General features: G+C 53.3%; 6 protein-coding genes and 2 pseudogenes. 5 read left to right on the top strand and 3 right to left on the bottom strand.

Annotated features, from left to right (window positions below; translation table 11 throughout):
• Positions 1-75 precede the first annotated feature (75 nt).
• Positions 76-1,033 (bottom strand): annotated as a pseudogene (locus tag PGX04_RS18400) (IS630 family transposase).
• A 100-nt stretch (positions 1,034-1,133) separates the two neighbouring features.
• Here PGX04_RS18400 and PGX04_RS18395 point away from each other — a divergent pair.
• The 4 genes from PGX04_RS18395 to PGX04_RS18380 all read left to right on the top strand — a co-directional run bounded on the left by PGX04_RS18395 (position 1,134) and on the right by PGX04_RS18380 (position 4,552).
• Entirely contained in the window at positions 1,134-1,727 is a 594-nt protein-coding gene (locus PGX04_RS18395; RefSeq protein WP_273739840.1) for a peroxidase-related enzyme, read from the top strand.
• Between the two features lie 598 nt (positions 1,728-2,325).
• Complete coding sequence (locus tag PGX04_RS18390) at positions 2,326-3,384, top strand: mechanosensitive ion channel family protein (RefSeq protein WP_273739839.1); 1,059 nt, start codon at positions 2,326-2,328, stop codon at positions 3,382-3,384.
• Between the two features lie 149 nt (positions 3,385-3,533).
• Positions 3,534-4,052 carry a helix-turn-helix domain-containing protein gene (locus tag PGX04_RS18385; RefSeq protein WP_273739838.1) on the top strand — a complete coding sequence of 173 codons (519 nt, stop codon included), beginning with the start codon at positions 3,534-3,536 and terminating at the stop codon, positions 4,050-4,052.
• Complete coding sequence (locus PGX04_RS18380; protein ID WP_337959476.1) at positions 4,016-4,552, top strand: IS630 family transposase; 537 nt, start codon at positions 4,016-4,018, stop codon at positions 4,550-4,552. The genes PGX04_RS18385 and PGX04_RS18380 overlap by 37 nt, the downstream gene beginning before the upstream one ends.
• A gap of 197 nt (positions 4,553-4,749) precedes the next feature.
• On the opposite strand, the gene PGX04_RS18375 is transcribed toward PGX04_RS18380, so the two are convergent.
• On the bottom strand, positions 4,750-4,902 hold the full coding sequence (locus PGX04_RS18375; protein WP_273739837.1) for a hypothetical protein: 153 nt from the start codon (positions 4,900-4,902) through the stop codon (positions 4,750-4,752).
• A gap of 563 nt (positions 4,903-5,465) precedes the next feature.
• Positions 5,466-5,900 (bottom strand): hypothetical protein, encoded by a 435-nt coding sequence (locus tag PGX04_RS18370; protein ID WP_273739836.1) that lies wholly within the window; start codon positions 5,898-5,900, stop codon positions 5,466-5,468.
• Between the two features lie 230 nt (positions 5,901-6,130).
• On the opposite strand from PGX04_RS18370, the pseudogene PGX04_RS18365 reads away from it, so the two are divergent.
• A pseudogene (locus PGX04_RS18365) lies at positions 6,131-6,331 on the top strand (mechanosensitive ion channel family protein); the annotation flags it as partial.

Below are 6,331 nucleotides of genomic sequence, written 5' to 3'. Positions count from 1 at the left end.
CTCAAATATATCAACGGACAGGATGTCAAGGTCGTGACTGCGACCGACCTCTTAGAATCGTAACGATAGTCATACTCACGGACATAAATACGTAAAGAGATTTGGTGGATCGATGCTGTCGAGTGCAGCGAGCGCGGCATCTCGAAGCTCGCTCAGAGTGTCGAACAGGCGGTTGCCGAGTACTTGATTGAGTTTCTTCCAGCACTCCTCCGCGGGGTTCAACCCCGGTGAACCCCGCGACAGGTAACACAGTTCAATCGGAGTGTCCTCAACGGTCTCTTGGACTGCCTTCGCCGTGAAATACGAAGCGTTGTCCAAGACGACGCAGATTCTCTCATCAAACTCAGTCTGGAGTGCGTCCAATAGCCGGATCGATGTGTCGCTGTTGAAATTCTCCTCGCACGGGAGAAAGAACGTTTCGTCGGTATCACTGACTGCCCCGAGTAGTTTGATGCTATCCCACGCGTCCGTCACCGGCAGTGACGGGTGCTCGCCTTCGGGAAACCATGCATATATCAGCTTCGAGAGAATCTGTCGCGTCTGATCTATCGCGAGGATTGTGTACTCGTCGTCTAGATCGTTCGTCTTTTTTAACCCATCTTGGCGCCTCCTGTGCCCGCTCGTCGGATTTGTAGTACTCCGGCCGGGCTGTCTTTATGACAGCCCGGCCTCGGTCATCAACCGCCGGACGTGGCGGTCGCAATGATTGACGTCGAACTCTTCGGTGAGGTACTTGCTCGCGAGCGGAATAGACCATGCGGGGGCGTCAATACCGACCTCTTCGGGAGATTCGTGAAGAACCTCGACGAACTGCTCGTGCTCAGCGTCGGAAAGGTCGGTTGGTCTCCCTGACCGCGGCTCGTCGTAGACAACCTGCTCGGACGGCTCATCGGCGAGCCGCTTCTTTCTGGATGAGGTCGTCATCTTCGAGGTAGTTGATTGCGTCCATGAGCCGCTGTGTGGACTTCTTTCCTTCGACCTCCGCCAAAACCTGGCGGAGGTTTCCGGCAGATACGTTCTCGCTAGCGGTCATACCGGCCCAACGACCTCATTCCTTAAAAACCGTCACTGAATCAGCTGCTCAGTAGATATGCGACACGAACAACTAAGACGGGGGGTGCATAGGTGTGGGCATGGCCGATGACATCGAAGCGATGACGCGGTTCCCTGTCCCGGACGTCGAGGACCTTCCCGAAGACCTGCAGGAACGGATCGAGTCGGAGACCGAACGCGCGGGGTTCACCCCAAACGTCTTCCTCGCGCTGGGCTACCGCCCACAGCAGGCGCGGGCATTTGTTGACTACCACGATGCCCTGCTGGAGGAGACCGAACTCGAACGCGAGGAAATAGAGCTCCTGATCGTTGCGGTCAGTGGTGTCAACGACTGCTTGTATTGTATCGTCGCCCACGGGGCGCTGTTGCGCATCTACGCTGAGGCCCCGCGGCTGGCCGAACAGATCGCCTCGAACCACCGCACCGCGGAGATAAACGAACGCCACCGCACGATGCTGGACTTCGCGGTGAAACTTACCGAGGACCCGTCCGCAGTCTCCGAAAACGACATCGAACGCCTCGAAGATCACGGGTTCAGTCGCAAGGCAGTCTGGGACATCGGCAACGTCGTCAGCTTCTACAACCTCTCCAACCGGATGGCACACCTTGCCGACATGCGACCGAACGACGAATTTTACCAATTAGGACGCGACCAAACTAGAAAGGAGGAATAACGGACAACACTCTTGTGAAGCACGTTGTTGGTGGAGAGACGTCTGGTGGTTTCGACACAGCACAGAGTTCATCGAGCGCCGATCAAGTGTGTGATGTTCCCCACATTCAAGAATCGAGCGACCTGGCCTGAACTGGCCGCATTCTGTCTCTCGGGCTGCGCGAAATATTACTGAGAGTGTTACCCAAAGGTCGACACAGCACGCCCGTGGTTCTTTTGATAGAGGAGTACAGTCGCGAGCTCGACAAGAACGTAGTGGCTTGTGAACACCAGATCATGTTGATTGCCAGCTGGATTCGCATCGAACACAGCCATGGCTCGAGCGTGTTGGTATCGTCCTCTACGCATGCCACGTGAACCGCCCCGGGGTCAAGCCCTGAGAAACTTGGCCTGCTCCGTCGGTAGAATCGTTTGCCCCAACATATAATAAAAATGATATCTTCTAATTCGGGCTATTCCAGGCGTCTTATCACCATAAAAGACAAATTTCATACATATTTATTTCAACCTGAACCGATATATTTACCTTCCCAACGTTAAATATTGAAAGTACATCCAGTGGCAGTGATTGCCTCTGGATATGGCGAGAAACAATACCAATGTCCTCACAAACAGTACCTAGCGGTCATACCATACTCCAAGCACAGGTTCCTGGTTTCCTTGAGGAAACCATCGCAAACATTATCGCATTTATTCCCGCGATCTTCGGTGCCGTTATTATCCTCTTGATCGGCTGGATTCTCGGCCGAATTATTGGGGGAGTTATTACCCGAATCCTTGAGGGAATTGGCCTCTCAGAACATACTCGGGGCACACCGCTCGAAAGCGATACTGATACCGACGGTGGTATCGCCAGCGCAATCGGCACGCTCGTCGCGTACATCGTGTATTTCTACGCTGCACTCGCTGCGGCTGACGTACTCGGAATCGAAATTCTCTCGGAATCGCTTTCAGAGATTGGTGCGTTTCTCCCGGTCATCTTCTCAGCCGCAATCATCCTCGTTATTGGTTTCATTATTGGTCAACGACTTGGTGACATCGTCGCAGGAATCGTCAGAGGCTTCGGGATTCGCACCCATATTCGGGGGACACCATTAGAAGATGTAGCCACCTCCGTTGGTGGCATCGGAACCGCTACTGGGAAACTCGTTGAGTACGCTGTTTACTTCTTCACGTTGTTGACTGCAGCAGATGCACTTGGTATCACGGCCCTCTCACAGCTTTTGAACGACTTTGCGGCCTTCGTTCCAGCCCTAATCGGTGGTCTGCTCGTACTAGTCATTGGCGTCTTCGTGGCAGATGCTCTCGAGGATATCGTCGCCAATGTTGATGCAACCCGGCTGACGACACTGGCTGGACTCGGCGTAAAACTGTTCGTCTACTATATTACGATCACGATCGCACTGGATACGATCGGCTTCAGCACAACCGTGTTGACAACACTCTTCACAGCGGCAGTGGTAGCGTTCTTCGGCGCGCTCGGAGTGGCGCTGGCACTGGCGGTTGCCATCGGCGTTGGCTGGGGAAGCAAGGATTATGTTGCGGAGAATATCGAAGACTGGATGGCCAGTGCACGACGGAGTGTTTCCGGGCTTGGTGAGGAGTCACACACTCGGTCGACGGATGACTTCGATTCATCAAATCCAACTGACGACTAACGGGATTGATCTCGTAGTTAGGGCCTGACAATCCATTTTTAACTGACTGGGATCAATGTCGGAGAGACAGTCAATATTGATTCTATTCTGTCTCCTGTCTATAGGGATCAGGAGTCTAATTCATAGTTTCAGGGCGCGTATAGGCTGATATGACGAAGTACGGCAAAAAGTTGATCGGTGTCGATGAGGAGCAGTTGCGCGAGCAACTGCGCACGGAGCGTGATCCGAAAGCGATCAAGCGCCTCATTGTGGCGATCGAATACAAATCGGGCCTTTCACCCGCTAAGATCCAACAGAAATACGGCTGGCACGAGCAGACTGTCTACGATTGGCTCGACATCGTCGCCGAGCGCGAAGGCGTCGCGCTCGGCGACCTCCCCCGTGGCGGAAGTCCTTCTCGCCTCACCGACGATCAGTGGGATGAACTGACGGCGACGCTCGCGGCGTCGCCGTCGGAAGCGGGAGTTGACGCACCATCCTGGAGACCGCCACTCGTCCGTGAATATATCGCTGAGCACTTCGACGTTGAGTACTCCCTCGCGCACATGTATCGCGTGATGAAGAAGGCCGGGCTGTCGGTCCAGACAGCCCGGCCGATCCACTACGAGGCCGACCCAAAAGAACAGCAACGCTGGCGTGCGGAGTTCAAAAAAAGTGGCCGGCACTGAAGGCTGAGGACTACCGGATCGTCGCGATCGATCAACATACGCAGAAAGTCGCGACCGAGCAAAAGCCCGACTGGTTCCCGGTGAACTCACGCCCGAGACTGCCGGTCTCGGGCGTTCGTGAGAAGATGAACATGCTGGGTGAAGTCACCGACGATGGCGAGCGGTTCGTCGCTCTCACGCCTGACCGATTCAATGCAAAGGTAGCGAAGTACTTCCTTCGAGCGGTTCAGCACGAGTTTGGGGAGAAGCTTGCAATTGTGCTGGATAACGCGAGCTACTTCATCGCAAAGACACTGAAGAAGCAGGCCGCCGCCGACGGCCTGCTTCTAGAGTACCTGCCGTCGCATTCGCCGGAAATGAATCCGCTCGAAAACTGCTGGCGGCAACTCAGAGACGGTCGAGCCAATCGGCTGTTTCGAACGCTCGACGAGGTCAACGAGTACCTCTCGACAGCTCTGCCAACGCTCAACTCACCACGAATCTATGAGTATCTCTGCTAATCCCTATAGCAGACCCGAGTGCCGAATGGATAGAGGCACGGACCGTGTAGTGGAATGAGAGAATACTCGAACTGGAGGAGGTGTAGCACAGCGAGCATTAGCCCCGTTCCACCCAGCGAGGGACTTGACCGCCGGACTCCCCGTATAATGAAACCACTGAATGAGAAAGCGACGTAGGTGAGCAGAACCGAACTTGATTAAATACCGATATCTCCGCCACCGAGATCGCCGACATCACCCAGATCCAGCTGTGACATCAACTTTTGGCGTTTTTCCTCTGGTAGGTTCTCAATCAGGGTCTGTAGGTCGTCAATATCGACTTCTTCGGGGTTTGGCAGATTAGTGCTCATTGTTGTACCTCCACTGGCAGTGGACGTCTTCAAGAACTAAATAGCTATTCAGGATTTTACATATGAGTTGCAAGAAGAGAATTATTACAGTCACTCGTATTGTCCGCGGTTTTTAATGTCTCGAGCGACGGTCGAATGGGTCAGCTTGATTCGGTCAGTGACCTCTCGGTAGAAGTGACCGATGTCACGCTCCAGGAGGGTCCGAACGACGATGGCGGATTAAGCCGTTGCCAAGTAGCTAATAGATATCGAACCGCTTGCTCGTGCCGTCCTTTAGGTTGACCATCACCATGGTCAGATCTCTGGGACGACCCCTGCACCATAGTATATGTGTCGCTAGTCCAGATACTCACTGCAGTTGCGTAGAAATTTAATAATCGTCATCTGTGGGGTTTCCTCTTAGATGATCCGCATCAACCATGTCGTCCCTAATTTTCTATAATAAGTATAATTATTTATTAATATATAGACTTATATATTTGAATGTAATGATGTATAGGATGAGATAGTTGGTAGCCACCACTCCTTGAAGCGACATGGCTTCCGCTTACTATACGTCACGATCACCGATTCCAAAGACTCTCTCGGACGAGAAAGTTGATTGCAGCATTGCGGCTCATCCCGTGGCTGTCGACGAACTCGTCGAGGCCGTTGATAAACTGGATTATGTGCAGCGTGTCCGGATCGTTTAACCCGAGCTCGTCGACGCCCAATAGGACTGGGTCGTCGAACTCCGCGGCGCTGATCTTTTCCTCGGTGAGTTTCGTGCTCGAGGATTTCCCGACACCGACGCCGTTGGAGACAATCGACACCAACTCGTATGATGTGACGTTGTGCTCGCCGTCGTAGACTGCCTGATGTCGTCCTCGAAGTCTGCGAGCAGTTGCTTCAAAAGGGTCATCTTCCCCACACCTGTATACTGAGAGTGAACCAGCACCCGGAGAATGTGTATCAATTAGTTTGACCAACCTAGAGGTTATAAAAGGTATTTCGTCCACCGATAATATCACTGCCACCAGGTGATACATTCCGTTCCACTACTATCGAGAGATTCTGACTCCTGTCCTTGATGAGGGCGGGGCAAGTAAGCGAGAGACCTGCAGGGTAGTTTGTTGGCGCGGAGAGGTGCGAGGCGCAACTGTGGGCATGCCGAAGTGTGACTTCCTATCGGTTACGTCGAAGAGAAATTTGTTTAAATGAGTCCTGCGTTGTTCTTGGAGAGTCCGCTATGCTACCACTCCAACAAGCAATACCCATCGATCCGCAGCAGTATATCCCGCCACTTGTCAGCGCGGTCACGACTGTCGTCTTATTCGTCGTCGCATTCGCGCTCATTTACCAGCTCGGGAAGTATTTCATGACCCAGGCAGTAGAGAGCAGTCTCGAATACCGCGACTTCGACAGGACACTCATTGATCTCGCCGTGAGT

The organism is Natrinema soli (genome assembly GCF_028618695.1).
Note: the sequence above shows the minus strand (reverse complement) of the source record. Positions and strands in the feature narration are given on the sequence as shown.

Bases quoted from the DNA above. Each gene is read 5' to 3' on its own strand.
- PGX04_RS18385 (WP_273739838.1), top strand. From the start codon at position 3,534: ATGACGAAGTACGGCAAAAAGTTGATCGGTGTCGATGAGGAGCAGTTG.
- PGX04_RS18395 (WP_273739840.1), top strand. From the start codon at position 1,134: ATGGCCGATGACATCGAAGCGATGACGCGGTTCCCTGTCCCGGACGTC.
- PGX04_RS18390 (WP_273739839.1), top strand. From the start codon at position 2,326: ATGTCCTCACAAACAGTACCTAGCGGTCATACCATACTCCAAGCACAG.
- PGX04_RS18375 (WP_273739837.1), bottom strand. From the start codon at position 4,902: ATGAGCACTAATCTGCCAAACCCCGAAGAAGTCGATATTGACGACCTA.